Genomic DNA, 19,125 nt, shown 5'->3' on the forward strand with positions numbered 1-19,125 from the left:
TAGGGATTTTCCACTAGCCACGTGGCGTACACTAAGTGGTCACTTACTCAGCAACAGAGGACATAGGGCTTAAATCAATAAAATGCTCTCTGTAATGCTTGAGCTCATCAATCGACTCATAAATATCTGCCAAAGCCTCGTGTTTACTTTGTTTCACGAAACTTTTTACCACCTCGGGCTTCCAACGTAAGGCTAGCTCTTTTAAGGTGCTCACATCTAAATTCCGATAGTGAAAAAACTGCTCAAAGCGAGGCATATATTTATACATAAAACGTCGATCCTGGCTGATCGTATTGCCACATAAGGGGGATTTACCAGCAGGAACATGTTGTTTTAAAAAATCCAGTAAAATGTCTTCAGCCTCTGCTTCGGTTAGAGTGGACGCTTTTACCTTATCGATCAGCCCGCTACGGCCATGTGTGCCTTTATTCCAGTTATCCATGGCATCTAAGAGCGCATTGCTCTGGTGGATAACCAGCACGGGACCTTCTGCGACCACGGTAAGATCGGCCTCAGTGACCACTACCGCCACTTCGATAATGCGCTCTTTTTCTGGGTCTAGGCCGGTCATTTCCATATCTAGCCAAACAAGGCGTTGATCCTTGACTGTCATTACACGTCTTTCCTTAAAAAATAAATCAGGCACTGCCTTATGACACTGCTCATTTTGCTCGTTGTGTTTTTATTGCTGGATCTAAGCGTACGTTTTTATTTGGCACAACGTCAAATCCGTCATGTACGCCAGCATCGTTCTCATGTTCCTGTAGAATTTAGCCACCATATTAGCTTACACAGCCATCAACGCGCGGCGGATTACACCATCGCTCGTACCCAAATGCGTATTTTTGAAGGGCTGGTCGAGGCAGCTTTTGTGGTGATTTTACTGTTGTTCGGTGGTCTTCAACAGCTCGATAGCTTTTGGGCTCAGCTCATCCAAAACGAATGGGTACGCCAGCTAGCATTAGTTGGTAGTGTATTAGGCTTATCGGCCCTGCTACACCTGCCCTTTACCATTTGGCGGATTTTTCGCTTAGAACAGCGTTTTGGATTTAATCGTACTACTTGGCGTCTTTTTATTAGCGACCAAATTAAAGGGTTGTGCCTAACCCTATTGCTAGGAGCCCCTTTATTGCTAGCCGTGCTTTGGCTTATGCAAAGCGCTGGTCACTTCTGGCCCTGGTGGGCCTGGGGCTTATGGGTAGGATTTAGCTTATTGATTATGTGGTTATTTCCCAGTGTTATCGCCCCCATGTTTAATGAATTTAAGCCCTTAACCCGAGAAAGCTTAAAAACCCGTATCAAACAGCTCTCTGAACGCTGTGGTTTTCACATCACAGGGCTTTTTGTCATGGATGGCTCCAAGCGCTCTGCTCACGGCAATGCTTATTTTACTGGGATCGGTAATAATAAACGCATTGTGTTTTTTGATACCTTACTCAATAAGCTTAATGATGAAGAAATAGAAGCGGTATTGGCGCATGAACTAGGGCACTTCACGCATCGCCATATTGCGAAACGGATGGTCCTATCCTTTGGTTTAGCCTTAGTGTTTTTTCTTCTTCTGGGCTGGCTCTCACAACAGGTTTGGTTTTACACAGATCTAGGAGTCGTCCCCCAGCTTGGTCGTCCCAATGATGGCCTAGCCTTAGTGTTATTTTTATTAACTATGCCTATTTTTACGTTTTGGGCAGGTCCCCTATTTAGCTACTTGTCACGTAAAGATGAATATCAAGCTGATGCCTTTGCGGCACAACATACCTCGGCGCAAGCGTTAATCCAAGCATTGATTAAACTCTACGATGACAATGCCGCTACGCTTACACCGGACCCGCTACATTCTGCTTATTATGACAGCCACCCAGCAGCAACCGAACGCGTTCAATTTTTAAAGCATATTCATGAAACGAACTAAACCTCACCAAAAAACCGTATCCACACAAAGTCGCGCTCTAAGCACGCAAACTGGGCAAATCATCTCTGCTCATGGGCGCCATTATTTTGTAGAGCTGGAAAACGGTGAAGTGATCAAATGCTTTCCCCGTGGTAAGCGTGGGGGCCTCTGTGTAGGCGATTGGGTAGAGATCAGCACCCAAGGAGAGCGAGCCGCCATCGAACAACGGCATGAACGCAAGAATCTTCTCTATCGCTCAGACGAAATGCGCACCAAGCAGTTTGCCGCTAATATCGATCAACTTTTCATTGTATTAGCTGCAGAACCCATGTTCTCAGAGGATCTCACCGGCCGAGCCCTCGTTGCAGCCCGTTGTGCAGATATTGAGCCCATTATTATTTTAAATAAAGCAGACTTGCCCTCGGTGGCGCTAGCGCGCCAGCGTCTGCAACCCTTAGCTGCGTTAGGTGTACCTATCAAAGAAATCAGCGCCTTAGATCCGGATGCCTTGCATGAGCAGCTTTTACCCCTGTTGCGCGATAAAACTACCCTTTTGCTAGGACAAAGCGGCATGGGTAAATCCACAATTCTTAACGCCCTTGTCCCCGAAGCCAATGCCCATACTCAGGCCCACTCCGCAGCATTGGGTACAGGGCGGCATACTACAACCAGTACCAAGCTCTATCACATTCCTAATCATAGTGGCAAAATCATTGACTCACCTGGCTTTCAAGCTTTTGGCTTAGCACATCTAGAGGCTGCAGATATTATCCGAGGCTTTGTGGAATTTCATGAGCCACTGCAAAACTGTAAATTTTATAATTGTAGTCACCGTCATGAGCCTGGTTGTGGTGTGGTCGCTGCCTTAGACCAAGGCCTCATTCACCCTGATCGCTATCAGTTGTATTTACGGCTTCTAGCAGAACTAGAAAACCAGAGCAAATACTAAACGCGCCCTAGCTGCTGGCTTGCTGCAGCCAAATGATGATAAAAATTGCGGATAAGTGCGGCTGTAGCACCCCAAATAAAATACCCATTCCAAGAAATGGAAAAATAGTAACGCTCTTTGCCATTTTTCCCCGGTAAATGATGTAAGCGATGATTTGCTGGGTTCATTAATACCGATAATGGCACCTCGAACACCTCGGCGACCTCGGCGGGGTCTGGTTGCACAGCAAAACCATCTTGCACCAACCCCACCACTGGCAACATAGCATATTTTGTCGTCGTAATAAAAATCGGCTGTTGCCCCAAGGTTTTTATATAAGAAGGCTCTATACCGACCTCTTCGTGGGTTTCGCGCAAAGCAGCGTAAATCGCATCCGGATCCTCGGGCTCGACCCGCCCCCCAGGAAAACATACCTGCCCTGCATGACTTAACAAATGACCTGCGCGGCGCGTTAACAACATATGTAGCCCTGTAGGACGCGACACCAACGGCACGCAAACGGCTGAGCGAATGGCTTGTGGAAACTGGGAAAAATCTGGAATAAACAGATCAGCAAATAAAGGCTCTACCCCCCACTGTACCGGTTGTGTAAAAGCAGCCTCGATAAAGTCTGGCTGTAAATATGATTGGTCTATACCCGGCAAAGTGGGAATAGTAATTAAAGGTTGCGTCTGGGGGTTAAACCCGAGACGGGCCGCTTCTATGGCGGCTAGATCAGTCAATGATTTAGATCTAGGCATACTCTGTACAATAAAAAAAGACACCCATTCGGGTGTCTTTTTAGAGCAGTCGCAGCAATTAGTTTGCCACGTTTTTACGTACCAATTTTTCTTTAATGCGAGCTGCTTTACCCGAACGGTTACGTAAGTAGTACAGTTTAGCACGACGAACCGCACCACGGCGTTTGACTTCGATACTAGCGATTTGAGGAGAGTACAATTGGAAAGTACGCTCAACCGCTTCGCCAGAAGAAATTTTACGAACGATAAAAGAAGAGTTCAGACCACGATTGCGTTTAGCAATTACCACGCCCTCGTAAGCCTGTACACGTTTACGTGTACCTTCAACAACGTTTACGTTAACCACAACGGTATCACCGGGGTTGAACTCAGGAAGGGTTTTGCCTTCGGTTAGGCGCTGGATTTCTTCCTGTTCGAGGATATCAATAATATTCACAATAAGCTCCAAAAAGCATCTTATACGGGCCTTTGTTGTTAAATAACGCCCGACAGAGGATGAACCAGCTATTTTAGCACTAAAAACCCAGTAAAAGAAAGAAAAAGAGAAGCAAAGTGATTTAATGCCACAACAACAAACGATTGAGCCAACGTGGGCGCAATTTTAGACGCTGATAACGTTTGTACATGTCTAAGGTGCTTTTTTGAGCAAGCCAAGGATTGGCTTGACAGCGAATCACGTAATGGGCAAAAGAGGTTGAGCGCATAGTGTCTCCTGCTAAGCAAATTAACTGAATATACTGTATATCCATACAGCTATTTTAGCAAGAGCTTATGCAGCCAATCCACAACAAAAAAGCCTTTGCTTTAAATAAAAGCAAAGGCCTCAAAACAAAAAACGTTAGTTATTAAGAATATAAAGAATAGGTATCCATCATTTTACTACCCGCAATGGCTTGAACATGCGCCTGCGCTCGCGGTAAAACATAAGTAGCGTAGCAAACCGCAGTACTACGCTTTTGCGTCGAAAACTCATCCTCTTGACCTGTACAAGCCAACGCCGATTTAGCCATTTTCCACCCACCTAATACTGTACCGGCCAGCATCAAAAAAGGCACACTACCAAAATAAACAGCCCGTGCTTGTTTGTCTTGATGCCACTGATTGATGTACTGCACTGCTTTTGCATAGGCTGAGCATGCTTGGTCTAGGCGTTCTGCTATGTACTGTAGGGCCTCATCTTCTGCATGAGTCCGCAGCTGCTCTACCGTGCTTTGCACTTCGGCCAATAGAGCTAACGCTGTTTGCCCCGTATCACGCACCAACTTACGTCCAATTAAATCATTAGCTTGAATTGCCGTGGTGCCCTCGTAAATAGAAAACACGCGTGCATCACGCATATACTGAGCCACACCGGTTTCTTCAATAAAGCCCATCCCACCATGAACCTGTATACCTAGTGAGGTGACCTCTTTGACCATTTCCGTGGCGAAGCCTTTGGTTATTGGTACAAAAAACTCATAGCGCGTTTGGTAGTGCTGGCGTAATGATGCATCAGGCGCTTTCAGAGCCATATCTTTTAACCAAGCCGCATAATACGTAAAAGCTCGTGTAGCTTCGGTTAGGGCTCGCATCGTTTGTAGCATCCGCTCCACATCAGGATGATGGTAAATAGGGGCAGGCGCGGGATATTTTTTATTTAAATCTGCACCCTGCTTGCGTTCTGCCGCATACGCTTGCGCGCTATACCAAGCGCGATCTGCGATAGCCAGCCCTTGTAGGGCCACGGCATAACGGGCGGCGTTCATGGTGATAAACATGTACTCTAAGCCGCGATTAAGCTCACCTATTAAATACCCAATGGCTCCAGCCCCTACCTCGCCCTTGTTATCACCATACAGCATTACTGCTGTGGGGCTACCATGTAGCCCTAGCTTATGCTCTAACGAAGCGCAGTACACATCATTACGGCTACCCTGCGCGTAATCACCTTGGGCGTGAGCTAGGTACTTGGGCACTAAAAACAGTGACAACCCCCGAATCCCTTCTGGAGCATTCGGCGTACGCGCTAACACTAAATGTAAAATATTTTCTGCTAAATCATGCTCACCATAGGAAATAAATATTTTTTCCCCTTGAAGACGATAAGACCCGTCTGCCTGTGGTGTGGCCATGCATTTCACTAGCGATAAATCTGAACCTGCTTGAGCTTCGGTCAGGTTCATTGTGCCAGTCCAGCGACCTTCTAGCATAGGTGGCAAATAACATGCTTTTTGCTCAGGTGTTCCCGCTTGCGATAAAGTTTCAATCACTGAGTCTGTCAGTAAAGAACATAAGGCAAACGAGGCACACCCCGCATTCATGTTTTCACCAAATATTGCCCCAATCAGCTTAGGTAAGCCCTGACCGCCAATGGCCTCTTCATGCTGTAAGCCCTGCCAGCCAGCTTGCGCAAATGCCGCAAAGGTTTCCTTGAACCCTGGTGTCGTCGTTACCTGCCCCTGATTCAGGACAGCCGGCTCACGATCTGAAACCGGATTGAGTGGCACAACCTCTTGCTCAATGAATCGTGCCCCCTCGTCTAAGACGGCTTGGAGCAAGTCTAACGATAACTCTTCATGACCGGGCAATGCCAATAATGCTGGGGTATCAATAATATGTTCAAGCAAAAAATGAATATCAGAACGTGGAATACGATAGCTCATATAATCTCTCCACCGAAATAGCCAGTTATTAAAAAAGCCTGCAGAATATCTCTACAGGCTTAATTTTTTATAGCGCTTGAGTTAGCTCAGGGAGTACTTCGAATAAGTCTGCCACTAAACCGTAATCAGCTACGCTGAAGATAGGTGCTTCAGGATCTTTGTTAATCGCTACAATCACTTTCGAGTCTTTCATCCCAGCTAAGTGCTGAATCGCTCCTGAAATACCCACTGCAATATAAAGCTGTGGCGCCACAATCTTACCGGTTTGGCCAACCTGCCAATCGTTAGGTGCATAACCCGCGTCAACTGCTGCGCGTGAGGCCCCTACCGCAGCCCCTAGCTTATCTGCTAAGGCATCAATTAAGGCAAAATTTTCTTTGCTGCCTAAACCACGCCCACCTGAAACTACCACAGTAGCATCGGCCAAATCAGGGCGATCACTTTGTGCAATCTGACGTTCTACAAAAGTGGTTTTACCACTGTCTGCCACCGCATCAATATTTTCTATTGGGGCACTGCCACCCGTTGCTTGCACCGCATCAAAAGCGGTAGGACGCACGGTTAACACAAGCTTAGAGTCGGCACATTGCACGGTCGCAATCGCATTACCAGCATAAATAGGGCGTGTAAACGTATCGGCTGATTCTACCGATAAAATATCGGAGATCTGTGCCACGTCCAGTTTAGCCGCTACCCGGGGTGCGACGTTTTTACCGGCTGCTGTTGCCGCAAATAAAATATAACGATAACTATCAGCCAAAGCTAAAACTTGTGCAGCCACGTTCTCGGCTAAGCCATTGGCTAATGGCTCTGCATCCGCCAATAGTACTTTTGCCACACCATCAATTTGCGCAGCTGCCTGAGCCACCGCAGAGGCTTGGTTCCCAGCTACTAAAAGGTGAATGTCCTGCCCTAACTGCTTAGCCGCGGCAATAGTATTTAAGGTTGCGCTTTTGAGCTCGGTATTATCGTGTTCTGCAATCACTAAAATCGACATTTAAATCACCTTTGCTTCGTTTTTTAGTTTATCAATGAGTGTGGCCACATCCGCAACTATTTCGCCAGCAGCTCGTGGGGCAGGCTCAGTTACTTTCAACGTTTGGATGCGTGGCGTTACGTCAACCCCCAGCTCATCGGGAGACAACACATCAATGGTTTTTTTCTTTGCCTTCATGATGTTTGGCAAAGTTACGTAACGAGGCTCATTCAAGCGCAAGTCCGTCGTCACCACAGCAGGCAAAGACATTGATAAGGTTTCTAATCCGCCGTCGACCTCGCGTGTGACTTTAAGAGTAGTGCCGTCGATTTCAATCTGGCTAGCAAAGGTAGCTTGGGGCCAGTCTAATAGGGCGGCCAGCATTTGTCCGGTTTGGTTCGCATCATCATCAATCGCTTGCTTACCTAAAATCACCAATTGAGGCTGCTCTTTGTCTACCACCGCCTTTAAAAGCTTAGCTACCGCCAAGGGCTGCAGCTCCGCATCGGTTTCTACCTGAACCGAACGATCTGCTCCAATCGCCATCGCAGTACGTAAGGTTTCTTGGCATGGTTTTTCACCGCAAGATACCGCCACGACCTCTGTCGCGACCCCTTTTTCTTTAAGACGAATGGCTTCTTCCACTGCAATTTCATCAAAGGGGTTCATAGACATTTTGACGTTCGCAATATCTACCCCTGTTTGATCTGATTTCACGCGCACCTTGACGTTATGGTCAACTACACGTTTCACGGGCACTAAAACCTTCATCAGGTTATCTCCAATTTAGCTAATTAATAGATTGTGCAAAGCAATAAATATTATGCCCTAAGCATAAATAAAAAACCTATTCGTTTTTCAGGCCAGCTAACGCCTGAATGTGCTGCTGCACACTACGAGCCAGAGAGGATAAATCGTACCCCCCCTCAAGTACACTGATAGCACGACCCTGAGCGCTGGAAGCGGTTGCTTGCATGACCTGTTGGGTTATCCAAGCAAAGTCTTCATCACCAAGCTGTAGTTGCGCCATATCATCAGCTTCATGAGCATCAAAGCCGGCAGAAAAGAACACCAACTTTGGTTTTAATTGACGCAGCTTTGGCAGCCAATAGGTGTTTACTATATGACGAATTTGCTCTGAATCAGCACCAGCTGCTACTGGTTCATTGTACATGTTCGCCGCTGCCGGAGAATGTCGAGTCGACGGATAATAAGGATGTTGATAAAAACCAAACATATAGACTTGCTCGTGATGAGCAAAAATATCCTCTGTGCCATTGCCATGATGAGCATCAAAATCAATAATAACCACTTGATCTAGCTCATAATGTTCCAATGCATAAGCCGCTGCTACCGCCACATTATTAAAAAAACAAAACCCCATCGCGCGATCAAAACATGCATGATGTCCAGGAGGACGCACTGCACAAAAAGCCGATTTCGTATGCCCTCCTAGCACATGGTCAACAGCAGTAATCCCCGCTCCCGCGGCATAATAAGCGGCTTCCAGCGTAATCGGATTAAGGCGTGTATCTGCATCCACCTCGGCGTAACCATGCTGTGGTGTGCGCTGACGTAAATTAAGGATATGATGGAGACTGTGTACGCGTAGCAAATCCTCATCGGTTGCTTTTTTGGGTGTCACTTGGCAAATCAAATCGGCAAGACCACTATTTTGCAGCTGTCGTTCTATCGCCTGTAAACGTAGTGGGCTTTCTGGATGTTCCGCACCCATTTCATGTAAACGAAATAGGGGATGAGTAATAAAAATTGTCTCCATAAGGTTCGAGTATGTTAAAAAATATGCGCTTTATTCACGCTGGTTTTTATAGTTTGTTGTTGGCAGGATGCGCAACGTCTAACTCTCATCCACCAACCACCCCGACTTCTTCTATTCATACCACCACAACTCAAAGCGCACCAGCCCCAAAAGCAGAAGTTGTCCACCCTAAGAGCGGAAACTCTATTCAGGGACGCCAAGATTATTTTCAAGCCGACGGTTCACTGAGCCCCTATCTTCACAGCTGGGCGCAAGAGCTCGCTCTAAAAAATCAAATCCCATTCGAGCTTATTCAGTCCATTCTGCAGTCAGCTTCTTATAATGCACAAGCAGCGCGTCTTATGGCGCCTAATAAAGGGCAAATTAAACGCAGCTGGTCTACCTACAAAAACCGTTTTATTGAGCCCATTCGCATTCAAGCAGGGCTTGATTTTTGGCAAAAGCATGCCTCTGTCATCAACCCAATTGCCGACCGCTATGGTATTCCCCCTGAAATCATTGTGTCGATTATTGGAGTGGAAACTATCTATGGGCGCTATACAGGTGACTTTCGTGTCGTCGATGCCCTATTAACACTCGGTTTCAGCTATCCTGATAACTCACGCCCTGAGCGTGGTCAACTATTTCGCGATCAACTGGCTGATCTGATTGTGCTGCATCATCAGGGGAAGATCAATGCTTATGATGCAACTGGCTCCTTTGCCGGTGCAATGGGGCTACCTCAATTTATGCCTGGTAGTTTAATGCGCTATGCAGTCGATGCTGACGGCGATGGCAAAATCGATCTTTATCACTCCATTGCCGACGTAAGTGCTTCTGTTGCCAATTTTTTAATTGAGCATGGCTGGAAGCCCGAGCTCCCTGTATTTATTCCTGCTACGATTCATGAAAAACAAGCTAAATCTCTGGTTGATGGCGGTTTGGCTCCCACACTAACCTGGCAACAGATCCAAAACGCTCAAGCTGTCTCTGTCTCCAAACCTTTGCCTAAGACATGGCAACATACACCACTTGGCATCATTAACCTAGTAGAGGAGTCTAAAGGTACAGCTGAGTATCGGCTTGCCACCCAAAACTTCTTTGCGATCACCGCCTATAACCGCAGCTATTTTTATGCTGCCACGGTTGCAGATTTTGCTCAACTGCTCGCCCAACGCTTCTATAAATAAAAAAAAAGCCCTGCTCGCAATACGCGAAGCAGGGCACTCATCAATACAATCTCAAAAATCTAATTAAACACACCGGTAGATAAATAACGGTCCCCACGGTCGCACACAATAAAAGCTATGGTGGCATTTTCTACACGCTGTGCCACGCGTAACGCCGCTACTAAAGCGCCCGCGGAGGATATACCCGCAAAAATCCCCTCTTTAGCCGCAAGCTCGCGTGCCATATTCTCGGCCTCATCTTGGGTAATCGCTTCGAGCGCATCGACTTTGGAGGGGTCATAGATCTTAGGCAAATATTCCTCGGGCCACTTACGAATGCCCGGAATTTGTGCCCCCTCGGCAGGTTGCGCACCAATAATTTGGATATCGGGATTTTTAGCACGCAAATAGTTACCAACCCCCATAATGGTTCCTGTCGTCCCCATAGCGCTGACAAAATGCGTAATTTGCCCCTCTGTTTGCTCCCAGAGCTCAGGCCCTGTACCTTGGATGTGGGCTAAAGGATTATCCTCGTTGGCAAATTGGTCCAATACCAACCCCTTACCCTCGGCCTGCATAGATAGGGCTAGATCACGCGCGTATTCCATACCACCTGCATCAGCGGGGGTCAAAATCAACTGCGCTCCATAGGCAGTCATCGAGGCACGACGCTCTACGGATAAATTATCCGGCATGATAAGAATCATTTTATAGCCACGCACCGCGGCAATCATGGCTAAAGCAATACCCGTATTGCCACTGGTGGCTTCGATTAGCGTGTCACCTGGTTTAATTAGCCCCCGCGCTTCGGCCATACGAATCATTGAGCTCGCAGCTCGATCTTTAACGGACCCAGCTGGGTTATTGCCTTCTAGCTTGGCTAAAATCACATTTCCACGACCGACTTGGTACTGCTCTGGTAAACGTTGTAGACGCACCAATGGCGTCATCCCAATGGTGTCCTCTATGGTTGGGTAATTTTTCATTGCAATCCCTATAAGCATCTTTGATATGACAACTCATATCTCTCTATATATGATACTGATTCGACTACGTTTTAGGGGCTTTTTTTGTATTTTTGTCTACAGGTAAAGCATTGGTAGCTGGCGTTAACTGCAAACCAGCATCAATTAACCCCTGTAAACGTTTAGCCCCAATACCTTTGACTCGATCCGACAAATCCTGAAAAGAAACATAAGGACCACCACGCTCACGCTCTTCGAGGATTCGTTGTGCCATTTTTGGCCCAATCCCTTTTATTTGCTGTAGCTGTGTGGCTGAGGCACTGTTCAAGTCCACAGCACCTGCTTGAAATGCGACCAAACAACTGACTAGCAATACCGCTAAGCGTACCCAAAATAACGGATTAGAAAAAAATTGAACTAGACGCATTATGACCTCCTTCGTTTTTTCCTAGTATTCACTAAGAAGGAAATGGCGCCTAGTTCGCAAAATTACGCAGCTAAAAAAATCCTATAGCCACTTATGTTGTTTCAATACATAGTCACGCACCCCTGTTTGCACATCCACAAAACTTTCTGTGTATCCAGCGGCTCGTAGCTGTGTTAGGTCTGCTTGCGTATGGCTTTGATAACGACCTTTAAGATCTTCGGGGAAATCAATGTATTGCAACACTTGTTGCTCTACCATTTGCTCTAGCGTAAGTGCCGGCAAACCGTCTAGTTCACGCATTGTGTTAACAACTGTATGCGCCACGTCATTAAAAGGCTGTGCACGACCGCTACCACAATTAAATATCCCCGATACTTGATGTTGCAAAAAGTGCAGATTCACTTTGACCACATCGTCAATGTAGACAAAATCACGCTGCTGCCCCCCGTTAGGGTAGCCGTCCCACGCACCAAACAAACGCACACAGCCTTCTTTTTTGTATTGGTGCATATTGTGTAAGGCTACCGAAGCCATACGCCCTTTATGATTTTCTTGGGGGCCATACACATTAAAATAGCGTAGCCCTACGACGGGTGCTGTCAGATGTGCTAAATGGCGGCGCAATACCTGATCAAAAAGATATTTCGAATAACCGTATACGTTTAAGGGTGCCTCATTGTTGGGGTCCTCGGCATAATGCGGCCCCGCCCCATAAACCGCGGCTGAAGAGGCATACACCAAAGGGACATTTCGACTTTGGCAATATTCGAATAGCTCTAAGGTCACACGATAGTTATTATCCATCATGTAACGTCCATCGCGTTCCGTGGTATCTGAGCACGCCCCTTGATGCAAAACAGCTTGGATTTTTGGTAGCCCTTGGCGCAAAAGTAAATCTCTAAATACCGCTTTATCCATATAGTCGGCAATATCCGCTTGGACTAGGTTTTGAAATTTATCCCCTTGCTGCAGGTCATCCACCACCAAAATGTCATTAATCCCAATTTGATTCAGACCTAATACTAAGTTGCTGCCAATAAAGCCAGCTCCCCCTGTTACTACTATCATCGCAATTCCTCTGCTGTCACCGTTGATGTGCCTAATTTCCCTACCACAATACTGCCGGCTTTATTGGCCCAGTACATCGCTTCATTCCAGCTCAGCCCAGCCGCTCTCGCTACTGCTAATGTAGCCAATACGGTATCCCCTGCCCCAGAAACATCGAACACCTCTTGTGCTTGTGCCACGGTATGGGCCCGCCCTGTTTCGGTGTAAATCGTCATCCCCTGTTCTGAGCGAGTAATGAGCAAAGCCTCTAAGCCAAGTTGCTGACGTAACTGCTGCGCTTTTTGCGTTAGTTCGTCTTCACTTTGCCAAGAACCAACTGCCTGCTGCATCTCAAGACGATTTGGAGTAATACTGCTTGCCCCATAATAACGGCTATAGTTATCGCCTTTGGGATCAACCAAAACGGGCTTGTGTTGCTGCTTAGCTAAAGCAATCAATGGCTCAATGGACGTTAATGCTCCCTTAGCGTAGTCCGAAAACACCACCACATCGTGCAACGCGAGCTGCTGTGTAAAGGTCTGTGCTAACTGTGCTAATGAGGTAGCAGAAGGCGGATTTTCAAAATCCACGCGCAATAGTTGTTGCTGCCGCCCTAGTACACGTAATTTTTGTATAGTGGGCTGTTCCTGATCATGACATAACTGCGCGACAACGCCAGCTTCTTTACACAATGCTGCTATCGTTTGCCCAGCCTCGTCCTGCCCCACTAACCCTATGAGTGTGGCCTGCGCCCCTAAAGCGACACAGTTACGAGCCACGTTCGCGGCCCCCCCTAAGCGATCCTCTTTACGTGCCACTTTGACTACAGGCACAGGAGCCTCGGGGGAAATACGATTGACCTCACCAAACCAATAGCGGTCTAACATCACATCCCCTACTACCAATATACGTAGAGAAGCAATACGCTCTGCTTGAGGAAACATCATGCCTGGAGCTCCTCGAGACGCTTGGGTGCATAGCTTTCCCATTGGGTGCAGCCTGGGCACTGCCAATAAAAATGCTTGGCTTCAAATCCACAATGTTGACACGCATATTTATCTAAGCGTTGAGTATGCTTATGCACTAGGGTACGCAACAAATGCAAATCCCCACCCAGTACATGCTGCGCATCTGGATTATCGGGATGCTGTAGTTCAAACTGCAGACTTCGATCCAAACCCAACAAAGAGGGATGCTGCTGTAAGGCTTGACGGGCAAACGTCCATGCTGCCGTTGCCCCTTGCTGCTGTCTTAGCGCTTTAAATATCTGGGCAAAAACATCAATCGATGGGTATTGTTCATAATGCTTTTGTAGCAACGCTAACCCTTGTGGCGCTTGCTCTTGTTGGCTATAGCACTGCATTAACTCAGCAGCAATTAAGCCCGCATACTGTGGCGCTACTCGCAACACCTCTTGTAAATAAAATAACTGTAGAGCGTAATCGTTTTGCAAGTAGGCAAGCTGAGCTCGCAACATAAAAATACGTGCGGTCGAGGCGCGACTCCCTTCTTTTTGCCCAAGCTCTTTTGCCGCTTTTTCTGCTTCGTTAAGCGCTTGCTCTGCTTGTATTAAGTTCGGCTCGCGACGTTTAAGCGCTGCCTCGGCTTGCTCACACTGATAATGCACCAATTGTGGTACCGGCTCATCGACAAGTGTGCGTAAACGTCGGACAGCCTCAATGGCTTTAGGCCAATCATGGCCGGACTCATAGATATAAATCAGCGCACGCACGGCTGCAATAGCATGCCGTCCAGTGGAAACAGCCTCAAAAGCGGCTTCGGCACGATCCAACATCCCCGCTTTCAGAAAATCCTGAGCAATTTCAAACTGAGCATTTTCACGGTCAACTTGCGGTAGATCGGTACGCGCCAATAAACTTTGATGGACACGAATCGCGCGCTCCATTTCGCCTCGACGCCTAAAAAGACTACCCAAAGCAAAGTGCAACTCTGTTGTTTCCGTATCTAGCTTGGCAACCTCGATAAAAGCATCGATCGCTCGATCTGGCTCTTCATTAAGTAAAAAATTTAAGCCTTTAAAATAGGAATCAGGTAGCTGTCGACTCTCTGAGAGCATTTGCTTAAAATCAACACGGGCAGCAATCCAGCCTAACCCAAAAAACACAGGCACAAATATGAGCCACCACGGTTCAAAATCCACGCTACATACCTCGGCTTATAAGGGGGCTAATGGCGCAATCGTTTCAGCGGCTACAGGATCTGCAGGCACTTCCGGGTTCTTAAGCTTATCCTTTAATTGAGCCACATCGCGTTTTAATTTGGTAATTTCACGCTTTTTACGCATTACATGTAACACCATTAACAATAGACCAAGCATTAAGCCTAATAAAAATGCCACCAACATCACTACAATCAATGGCACATTCGCCAAGGCATAATCAGCAAAAAAGCTAACTTTAACTGGCTCTGTATTTTTTAATGCGAATAAAAGCACCACCACAAAAACCAGCAGCCGCAATACCCATACGAGATAGCGCATAAATAGCTCCAACAAATAATGTGATGTTCTGATTGTAAAGGCAAACGCCTAAATAGCACAGACGCAAAAACAGGCTCATAATGAGCCTGTTCGATTGGGTACGATTTACGAGTCGCGCTGCTGTGCTAAAAATGCTTGATCAACACGTTCTCGTAACTCTTTTCCTGCTTTAAAGTGAGGAACTTGTTTGGCAGGCACAAGAACCTTTTCACCAGAGCGCGGGTTGCGACCAATACGTGGGGCACGTGTTGATAATGAAAAACTACCAAACCCACGAATTTCGATACGCTTGCCACTAACTAAAGCAGCCGTCATCGCATCTAATATGGTTTTTACCGTTAGCTCTGTGTCCTTGTGGGCCAGCTGCGGATAGCTGCTGGCCAAACGTGCAATCAGTTCGGACTTAGTCACGCTTTACTCAGCGTCTTCACGCTGCTGTTCTAATTGAGCACGTAATAGCGCACCAAGGTTGGTGGTACCTGCAGAGGCACTGGCATCAGATAGACGCTGCATGTTTTGTGCAGTTTCTGCGCTATCAATGGCTTTGATAGACAACTGAATGCTACGGGCTTTGCGATCCACGTTGATGATCATGGCTTCTACCTCATCGCCCTCTTTGAGAGCGGTGGTAGCGTCTTCAACACGACCAGCAGAGATTTCCGAAGCGCGTAGGTAGCCTTCAACGTCAACCGATAGTGTCACCACAGCGCCTTTGGGCTCTACGGATTTCACAGTACCGGTAACTACTGCACCTTTATCATTTGCCGATACATAGTTGTTGAAAGGATCGCCTTCGAGCTGTTTAATACCCAAGGAAATGCGCTCTTTTTCGGTATCAATACCGAGCACAATCGCATCCACTTCGTCGCCTTTTTTGTAGTTGCGTACCGCTTCTTCGCCACTGTCAGTCCAGGAGAGGTCGGACAAGTGAACCAAACCGTCGATACCACCGTCTAGGCCAACGAACACACCAAAGTCAGTGATGGATTTAATTGCGCCGCGTACTTTATCACCACGTTTGAAGTTCAGAGCGAACTCCTCCCATGGGTTAGGACGGCACTGCTTCATACCCAAGGAAATACGACGACGATCCTCGTCAATATCCAACACCATGACTTCGACTTCTTCGCCTAGTGTTACGACTTTACGTGGGTCAACGTTTTTGTTGGTCCAGTCCATTTCAGACACGTGTACTAGACCCTCGATACCGTCTTCGACCTCGACAAATGCGCCGTAATCAGTCAAGTTGGTCACTTTACCGAATAGACGTGTACCCTGTGGGTAACGACGGGATAAACCGATCCATGGGTCTTCGCCAAGCTGTTTCACACCTAAGGAAACACGGCTACGCTCTTGATCAAATTTTAGGACCTTGGCTTCGATTTCCTCTCCGACCTGCAATACTTCGGAAGGATGACGAACACGACGCCATGCCATGTCAGTGATGTGCAATAGACCGTCAATACCACCCAAGTCCACGAAAGCGCCGTAGTCGGTAATGTTTTTTACAATACCCTTAACAACAATACCTTCGGTGAGGGTTTCGAGTAGTTTCTGACGCTCTTCGCCCATGCTGGCTTCGAGCACTGCACGACGAGAAAGCACAACGTTATTACGCTTACGATCGAGTTTAATCACTTTAAACTCGACGGTTTTGCCTTCGTATGGGGTGGTGTCTTTTACAGGACGTAAATCAACCAAGGAACCGGGCAAGAACGCACGGATACCATTGGTCATTACAGTCATACCGCCTTTGACCTTGCCAGTGATGGTACCGGTGACGAGCTCGCCAGATTCCAAAGCTTGTTCTAGAGACAACCATGCCGATAGACGTTTGGCGCGATCACGCGATAGGATCGTGTCACCGTAACCGTTTTCAAAAGCATCGATAGCAACGGAAACGTAATCACCGGGTTCTACTTCGAGCTCGCCCTGATCGTTTAAGAACTCTTCGATAGGGATCAAGGACTCGGATTTTAGACCGGCGTTAACCAAAACGTAGTTATGGTCAATACGCAAGACTTCGGCGGAAATGACCTCTCCGGCTTTTAGGTCTTGGGACTGAAGGCTTTCTTCAAATAAATCGGCAAAGCTTTCGCCGCCTAATACATCGGTAGTAGAGATGGAGGACATTAAATAATTCCATCAGCCATTACTGGCTTTGTAAAAGCACACTGGAGCGTATTTGCCCAGCGGAGTGAAAAACACATCAATAATGACAATACCGCCGTCATTATCGACACCTGAATGTGGATTGAGCATTTGCCCAATATTGCAACACCTGATTTACGGTCTCATCAATGGATAATGATGAGGAATCAAGGATATACGCATCCTGCGCCGGCTTTAATGGAGCAACGGCTCGATTCGTATCCCGTAAATCACGGGCTTGTAAATCAACTAATAGATCTGAAAGATTAGCAGATATGCCTTTATCTATCAACTGTTTATAGCGTCTTTGGGCTCGTGATTGCACATCTGCAACAAGGAAGATTTTCAGCGGTGCATTAGGAAAAACCACCGTACCCATATCGCGCCCATCTGCAACTAAGCCTTTACCGGTTTGAAAAGCACGCTGTCGAGCTAACAACGCCTCTCGTACCGCCGGATAAGCGGCTATTTTAGACGCTAACAAGCCAATGTGTTCTTGTCGAAGTGCATCCGTGACATCAACCTGATTCAAATAGCTACGCCCTGCTGAAAAATGCACAACCAATGCTTGCGCTTGTTGTGCAACAGCAGATTCCTCATCGCTATCAATCATATTTTGCTCACACGCTAATGCGGTAAGCCGATATAAAGCACCGCTATCTAAGACGTGCCAACCCAATTGTTGCGCAACGCGGCTAGCTACCGTACCTTTGCCCGAAGCGGTTGGTCCATCAATCGTAATAACAGGCGTATTAGAGGAGACCATTTATTGCACCAACTCATTAAAGACAGAGAAATAGCGGGGAAAGGTTTTACTAACGCAGTTGGGGTCTAATATGGTTTGAGGTACCCCCCCGAACACAGCCAAAGATAAACACATCGCCATACGATGATCATCGTATGTATGTATACGTGCTGAACGCCACTGCTCTGGTGCGATAGGATAAACCCGTAACCAATCCGGCCCTGATTCCACCTGGGCCCCGATTTGGCGTAGCTCATTTTGCATGGCATCAATACGATCCGTTTCTTTCACGCGCCAGCTCGCAATATTACGTAGTGTGCATGGTCCATCTGCATAAATGGCTATCGCTGCCGCCGTCATAGCAGCATCGGGGATCAAGTTAAAATCCATATCAAAAGCGCGCAGTTTTTCTCCGGCCGCTACCTTTTTTCCACGTACCACCATTGCATTAGGTTCAAACTGCACCTCTGCCCCCATCTGCTGCATCACGTTGGCAAACTGCACGTCACCCTGAACGGATAAAGCACCTACGCCCTCGATACGAATCGGCCCACCCGCAATCGTACCTAATGCCAAAAAATACGAGGCAGAAGAGGCATCACCTTCTACGTGTAATGTTTCTGGTGACTGGTAACGCGCGGATTTGCTCACTACAAAACGCTGCCAGTTTGCGTCATGCTCTACCTGCACGCCAAAACGCGCCATCATGTCTAAGGTAATCGCAATATATGGCTGTGAGATCAGTGTGCCCTCGACCTCGATCACTAAATCTTGCTGACACTGTTGTGTCGCTATAGGCGCCGCCATAAGCAAAGCCGTTAAAAACTGACTGGAGACCGAGCCTTTAACACGAATAGGCTGAGAAATATTTAGCTGTGGCGAACGTATACGCAGCGGGGGGTAGCCATCATTACCCAGATAGTCTATCTGTGCTCCCGCGGCTCGCAATGCATCAACCAAATCACCGATCGGACGCTCATGCATACGAGGAATACCGGAGAGCGTGAACTCGCCCCCCATCAACGCAAGGGCTGCGGTCAGAGAACGAACAGCCGTGCCCGCATTCCCCAAAAACAAGTCGGCCCGAGACGGCGAAAAAGGAACGCCGCCCTGGATCCGATATGTAGTCTCCGCCACTTTCTGAGCAGACACGCCCATTTTGTG

Annotated in this window: 21 protein-coding genes; 3 read left to right on the top strand and 18 right to left on the bottom strand. The window is 47.3% G+C overall.

What is annotated here, in order from left to right; all coding sequences use genetic code 11:
* Positions 1-43 precede the first annotated feature (43 nt).
* Entirely contained in the window at positions 44-613 is a 570-nt protein-coding gene (gene orn, locus Q1V74_RS06885) for an oligoribonuclease (RefSeq protein WP_300647638.1), read from the bottom strand.
* A gap of 39 nt (positions 614-652) precedes the next feature.
* Here orn and Q1V74_RS06890 point away from each other — a divergent pair, with 39 nt between their 5' ends.
* Both Q1V74_RS06890 and rsgA read left to right on the top strand, forming a co-directional pair.
* Positions 653-1,912: a M48 family metallopeptidase gene (locus tag Q1V74_RS06890; protein ID WP_300647639.1), complete on the top strand. Its 1,260-nt coding sequence runs from the start codon at positions 653-655 to the stop codon at positions 1,910-1,912.
* Positions 1,899-2,840, top strand: coding sequence for a ribosome small subunit-dependent GTPase A (gene rsgA / locus Q1V74_RS06895; RefSeq protein WP_300647640.1), 942 nt, complete (start codon positions 1,899-1,901; stop codon positions 2,838-2,840). Before Q1V74_RS06890 ends, rsgA begins: the two co-directional genes overlap by 14 nt.
* On the opposite strand, the gene Q1V74_RS06900 is transcribed toward rsgA, so the two are convergent.
* The 7 genes from Q1V74_RS06900 to Q1V74_RS06930 all read right to left on the bottom strand — a co-directional run bounded on the left by Q1V74_RS06900 (position 2,837) and on the right by Q1V74_RS06930 (position 8,978).
* Positions 2,837-3,580 carry a CoA pyrophosphatase gene (locus tag Q1V74_RS06900; RefSeq protein ID WP_300647641.1) on the bottom strand — a complete coding sequence of 248 codons (744 nt, stop codon included), beginning with the start codon at positions 3,578-3,580 and terminating at the stop codon, positions 2,837-2,839. The genes rsgA and Q1V74_RS06900 overlap by 4 nt on opposite strands.
* 58 nt (positions 3,581-3,638) lie before the next feature.
* On the bottom strand, positions 3,639-4,016 hold the full coding sequence (gene rplS, locus Q1V74_RS06905; RefSeq protein WP_260650384.1) for a 50S ribosomal protein L19: 378 nt from the start codon (positions 4,014-4,016) through the stop codon (positions 3,639-3,641).
* A gap of 121 nt (positions 4,017-4,137) precedes the next feature.
* Positions 4,138-4,284, bottom strand: coding sequence for a hypothetical protein (locus Q1V74_RS06910; protein ID WP_260650383.1), 147 nt, complete (start codon positions 4,282-4,284; stop codon positions 4,138-4,140).
* 141 nt (positions 4,285-4,425) lie between these two features.
* Positions 4,426-6,222, bottom strand: coding sequence for an acyl-CoA dehydrogenase (locus Q1V74_RS06915; protein WP_300647642.1), 1,797 nt, complete (start codon positions 6,220-6,222; stop codon positions 4,426-4,428).
* Positions 6,223-6,289: 67 nt separating this feature from the next.
* Positions 6,290-7,219: an electron transfer flavoprotein subunit alpha/FixB family protein gene (locus Q1V74_RS06920; RefSeq protein WP_300647644.1), complete on the bottom strand. Its 930-nt coding sequence runs from the start codon at positions 7,217-7,219 to the stop codon at positions 6,290-6,292.
* The gene (locus tag Q1V74_RS06925) at positions 7,220-7,969 is read right to left on the bottom strand and encodes an electron transfer flavoprotein subunit beta/FixA family protein (RefSeq protein ID WP_300647645.1); all 750 of its coding nucleotides are present in this window, start codon (positions 7,967-7,969) and stop codon (positions 7,220-7,222) included.
* Between the two features lie 76 nt (positions 7,970-8,045).
* The gene (locus tag Q1V74_RS06930; protein ID WP_300647647.1) at positions 8,046-8,978 is read right to left on the bottom strand and encodes a histone deacetylase family protein; all 933 of its coding nucleotides are present in this window, start codon (positions 8,976-8,978) and stop codon (positions 8,046-8,048) included.
* Between the two features lie 11 nt (positions 8,979-8,989).
* On the opposite strand from Q1V74_RS06930, the gene mltB reads away from it, so the two are divergent.
* Complete coding sequence (gene mltB, locus Q1V74_RS06935; protein ID WP_300647648.1) at positions 8,990-10,147, top strand: lytic murein transglycosylase B; 1,158 nt, start codon at positions 8,990-8,992, stop codon at positions 10,145-10,147.
* A 59-nt stretch (positions 10,148-10,206) separates the two neighbouring features.
* On the opposite strand, the gene cysM is transcribed toward mltB, so the two are convergent.
* The 10 genes from cysM to aroA form a co-directional block, all read right to left on the bottom strand.
* A complete protein-coding gene (gene cysM, locus Q1V74_RS06940; RefSeq protein ID WP_260650377.1) occupies positions 10,207-11,112 on the bottom strand; it encodes a cysteine synthase CysM in 906 nt (301 codons plus the stop codon).
* 64 nt (positions 11,113-11,176) lie between these two features.
* Positions 11,177-11,518, bottom strand: coding sequence for a DUF655 domain-containing protein (locus Q1V74_RS06945; protein ID WP_260650376.1), 342 nt, complete (start codon positions 11,516-11,518; stop codon positions 11,177-11,179).
* An 81-nt stretch (positions 11,519-11,599) separates the two neighbouring features.
* Positions 11,600-12,586, bottom strand: coding sequence for an ADP-glyceromanno-heptose 6-epimerase (gene rfaD / locus Q1V74_RS06950; protein ID WP_300647650.1), 987 nt, complete (start codon positions 12,584-12,586; stop codon positions 11,600-11,602).
* Positions 12,583-13,512 carry a D-glycero-beta-D-manno-heptose-7-phosphate kinase gene (gene rfaE1, locus Q1V74_RS06955; protein WP_300647651.1) on the bottom strand — a complete coding sequence of 310 codons (930 nt, stop codon included), beginning with the start codon at positions 13,510-13,512 and terminating at the stop codon, positions 12,583-12,585. Before rfaE1 ends, rfaD begins: the two co-directional genes overlap by 4 nt.
* Complete coding sequence (gene lapB / locus Q1V74_RS06960; protein WP_300647652.1) at positions 13,509-14,726, bottom strand: lipopolysaccharide assembly protein LapB; 1,218 nt, start codon at positions 14,724-14,726, stop codon at positions 13,509-13,511. Before lapB ends, rfaE1 begins: the two co-directional genes overlap by 4 nt.
* 15 nt (positions 14,727-14,741) lie before the next feature.
* Positions 14,742-15,065 carry a LapA family protein gene (locus Q1V74_RS06965; protein ID WP_300647653.1) on the bottom strand — a complete coding sequence of 108 codons (324 nt, stop codon included), beginning with the start codon at positions 15,063-15,065 and terminating at the stop codon, positions 14,742-14,744.
* A gap of 105 nt (positions 15,066-15,170) precedes the next feature.
* Positions 15,171-15,476 (bottom strand): integration host factor subunit beta, encoded by a 306-nt coding sequence (locus Q1V74_RS06970; protein WP_300647655.1) that lies wholly within the window; start codon positions 15,474-15,476, stop codon positions 15,171-15,173.
* 3 nt (positions 15,477-15,479) lie between these two features.
* Entirely contained in the window at positions 15,480-17,198 is a 1,719-nt protein-coding gene (gene rpsA / locus Q1V74_RS06975; protein ID WP_260650370.1) for a 30S ribosomal protein S1, read from the bottom strand.
* Positions 17,199-17,298: 100 nt separating this feature from the next.
* Positions 17,299-17,982 carry a (d)CMP kinase gene (cmk, locus tag Q1V74_RS06980; RefSeq protein WP_300647656.1) on the bottom strand — a complete coding sequence of 228 codons (684 nt, stop codon included), beginning with the start codon at positions 17,980-17,982 and terminating at the stop codon, positions 17,299-17,301.
* On the bottom strand, positions 17,983-19,125 hold a 1,143-nt coding region (gene aroA, locus Q1V74_RS06985), incomplete at its 5' end, for a 3-phosphoshikimate 1-carboxyvinyltransferase (RefSeq protein WP_300647657.1). It abuts the gene before it with no gap.

Source organism: Paenalcaligenes sp., from assembly GCF_030152715.1.
GTDB lineage: Bacteria > Pseudomonadota > Gammaproteobacteria > Burkholderiales > Burkholderiaceae_B > Paenalcaligenes > Paenalcaligenes hermetiae.